Origin of the sequence: Rhabdonatronobacter sediminivivens, assembly GCF_013415485.1 — a bacterium.
Classification (GTDB): Bacteria; Pseudomonadota; Alphaproteobacteria; order Rhodobacterales; family Rhodobacteraceae; genus Rhabdonatronobacter; species Rhabdonatronobacter sediminivivens.
Genome location: NZ_JACBXS010000098.1, coordinates 1 through 2963, shown reverse-complemented (window position 1 = coordinate 2963; position 2963 = coordinate 1). Strand labels below are relative to the sequence as shown.

The following is a 2963-nucleotide window of genomic DNA, read 5'->3' as shown; positions in this document are numbered from 1 at the left end:
GCCGGGCGCTTCGACGCATGAACGTATCTGAAAACCGCATGGGCCCGATCAGATACACAGAGTTTCAGACACTCCCCTGGATGGTCCAGCCGATGGCGCGCAAAGCTTCCCATCCGCGTTGCGGAGCCACCGAGGCCTGCCCGAGTTCACAGGCCATGACCGCCGCCACCTTCTTCGCTGTCCATACCCCACCATCGTCGGGCGGGGTCTTCACCCGCTCGCGCAGCATCGCAAGCACCTCGGGCGTCAAGAGGCGGGGCTTCGCGCCATTGCCCCGGCGCTGGTCGCCCAGGCTCGACGGCCCGAACCGATTGTAACGCTCGACAAGTTCCTCGACCCACCGCCGCACGAAACCCGTCAGCCGCGACACCTCCGCACAACTCCGCCCCTCCGCCAGCAACCAGATTACCTGATAGTGCCGCGCCAGAGTTGCGTCCTGGCACTCTCGCCAACCCGCCTGAAGCTCAGCGACGCTGAGATGATCCACAACCTGCACCATGCCTGCCTCCTTCGTTGTCGTTGGGCAGACAGTAAAACACTCGATTCTCGCTGGGAATACCTGCCAACGCGAGTCAATCAGCCGGAAACCGTATGATACGGGGCGCGGCAATCGCGCGGGCGGTGATCTCCTTGCGGGCGCAGGGGGTTCGCGAACGCGAATGGATGGCGAGGGACGCAGGCGCAGTTCGGGTCCGACTGCACCTCTGAAGCCTCGTTGAAGCGTATTCAACGGGCGGTGAAAGGGGTTGATCCGATCAACTTTGCGCCTGCGCTGCTGGATGATTACGGCAAGTGCGGGTCCGCGCGGGCCGGAATCTCGGATGACGCCTGGGCGTTCTTCATGGCCACGATCCGCAATGCCTACAAGGATTTCCCCCTGAAGCAGGCATGGCGGGACACGCGCAACGTGGAGCGCGGCATGGGCTGGGCGGTGCCGTCCTTCCCGGCCTTCTACCGGCGCTGGCAGCAACTGCCCGAGGCGCACAGGCTGCATGCGCGGCTGGCCGAACGCACCTACGCCACGTTGTCGCGGGTGATTGATGCCAGAGCCAGATCAGGGCCCCGAGTTCAAGGGCGCGCATACCGGTCACGCGCCGGGGGCCGCGCCAAGAACCGTCAAGGGGGGCCTGATGTGGTGCCGGTGCCGTTCGATATGGCCGAACAGGTTCTTCCGGCGGGAAGTGAAACGGCACAATGCCGAGACGGACCGCAGGGCGCAGGGCGCGCATGGGCGGTCCTATGACCTGATCTTCAAGTCGTTTCTGGCGGAACGGGTCACACGCCATGCCACGGCGCGGCAGCTCTATCTGGCTGAGTTTGTGTGGAAGCCGGTTTCGGTCGATCGATTCGGGCAGGTGAAACGCGACGGCTGGATTTATGGAGGGCCTTCCACGCAAGAGGCGCTGCTGAGGTTTCACGGCAAGGGGCAATTCCTGCTGGGCCGTGATCCGGATGACCTGAGCGCGCCCGCCCAGGCCGATGATGCAGAGGGCAACATGATCTGCGAGGGCATCGAGCCTGTCCGGCGCGGGGCCTATGACAGTGTCGATTGTATCCGCGACGCCGCGCATGGGCCGCAAGGCTGCGCGCATGGCCGTGGCGCAGGCCGAGGCGGCGAACGGATATCTGAGCAGCGATGCCGACCGCAAGGCGCTGGCGGTGCTGGATGAAATCGACACAGCCGAGCGTGACCTGGCACCGCGCGACACGGCGGTTGTGGCCGGGGCCTTCAGTGGCCCGCTGCGCATGAAGGTTAAGCGAGAGCCAGAAGACACATGAAGCGCATTCCCGAAGAATTCCTTCGGGATATGGATACCACGCGCGGATCGAGGCGGGGCAGGCCGTTGTCATCGATCTGACGCCTGACCGCACTGCAGAAATGCTGCGAGGGTTCGAGGACATGGACGACCTGTTGCAGGAAATCCGGGGCGCGGTTGGCGTGCTCTCATGTGTCGCGCGGGCATATCCTGACAGCATTGCCCCGATTGATATCGCGGGTCCGGGCGCGCTGATCCAGCGCAGCCTTGAAGCCCAGACCAAGCGGGATGACAGGACTCTCGGGGATCTGGAATTCATGCTGTGCAACCTGCTGGCCTTGTCGCGTGAGAAACGGCGCACCGCTGACATCAGGCCGGGAAGGACGTGTCATGTGCATGACCCGCAGCGACCTGATGCGCGACCGCAACGAGCGGATCGCAAGCATGAGCGAACCGCGGGCGCGGGTCGAAAGCGCGACCCAGCGCGGATCGATCACGCCTGCGATGCGCGGCAGAAGCAATTTCAGAAACAAATCTACAGATTTTTTCGGTTCGAAATTGCGGCGAACAGAAAAACAGAGCGTTTCGGCGAGAAGGCGAAGCGCTCTGGGCAACCGCCCGGTGCAAGAGGGACCCGGACAGCCTTGACGCCTTCGTGTCCAGCCTGCCGCCTGCCTTCGCGCACCTTGGCAAGCCGGTGATCGCGGGCGCAGCCCCGCCCAGACCCATACGAAAACCGGGCACCGGCCTGGGTGTTGTCCGGTCAGACGCCGCAGACGCGGTATGCGCGCAACTGGGTCTGAATCCCGGTTCGCTGACCGGTCCATCGCAACCATGATCGCAGCCGCGCCGCACATATGCGACGGAACACGCGCGGGGGGGGCTGGTGCCCGCGCGCTGGCAGGGCCTTCCCGAATCTGCCAGCGCCCTCGCGCCCCCGTTCATCATTGGGCCCCGCTCTGGCAGGGGCGCGGTGGGTGGTTGTCTGTCACGAGGTGCAATGATGGACACTGACAAGATGGGGCACAGACCCGTGCGGCGCTCGATCAGGCGCAGCGGGCGGCGCGCGCGATGCACGGGGCGCGAGAGCCGACGCCGCCTTCCCGCCTGGATGCCACCCCCGCCGAGCTGCTGGACCGCCTGCAGGCCGACCCGGACACCCTGCCCGACACCGAAGCGCTGGAGGCCGAGGCCGCGCGCCTGCGC

At 65.4% G+C, this 2963-nt stretch carries 4 protein-coding genes; 2 read left to right on the top strand and 2 right to left on the bottom strand.

Annotation, left to right across the window (positions count from 1 at the left end):
* Window positions 1-64 precede the first annotated feature (64 nt).
* Window positions 65-499 carry a helix-turn-helix domain-containing protein gene (locus tag HUK65_RS18230; RefSeq protein WP_179907678.1) on the bottom strand — a complete coding sequence of 145 codons (435 nt, stop codon included), beginning with the start codon at window positions 497-499 and terminating at the stop codon, window positions 65-67.
* A 237-nt stretch (window positions 500-736) separates the two neighbouring features.
* Here HUK65_RS18230 and HUK65_RS18225 point away from each other — a divergent pair, with 237 nt between their 5' ends.
* On the top strand, window positions 737-1243 hold the full coding sequence (locus HUK65_RS18225) for a DNA-binding domain-containing protein (RefSeq protein ID WP_179907677.1): 507 nt from the start codon (window positions 737-739) through the stop codon (window positions 1241-1243).
* Between the two features lie 326 nt (window positions 1244-1569).
* Entirely contained in the window at window positions 1570-1779 is a 210-nt protein-coding gene (locus HUK65_RS18220; protein WP_179907676.1) for a hypothetical protein, read from the top strand.
* Window positions 1780-1945: 166 nt separating this feature from the next.
* On the opposite strand, the gene HUK65_RS18215 is transcribed toward HUK65_RS18220, so the two are convergent.
* Window positions 1946-2371, bottom strand: a complete 426-nt coding sequence (locus HUK65_RS18215) for a hypothetical protein (protein WP_179907675.1) — start codon at window positions 2369-2371, stop codon at window positions 1946-1948.
* Window positions 2372-2963 lie beyond the last annotated feature (592 nt).

Bases quoted from the DNA above. Each gene is read 5' to 3' on its own strand.
- HUK65_RS18230 (WP_179907678.1), bottom strand. From the start codon at position 499: ATGGTGCAGGTTGTGGATCATCTCAGCGTCGCTGAGCTTCAGGCGGGT.
- HUK65_RS18220 (WP_179907676.1), top strand. From the start codon at position 1,570: ATGGGCCGCAAGGCTGCGCGCATGGCCGTGGCGCAGGCCGAGGCGGCG.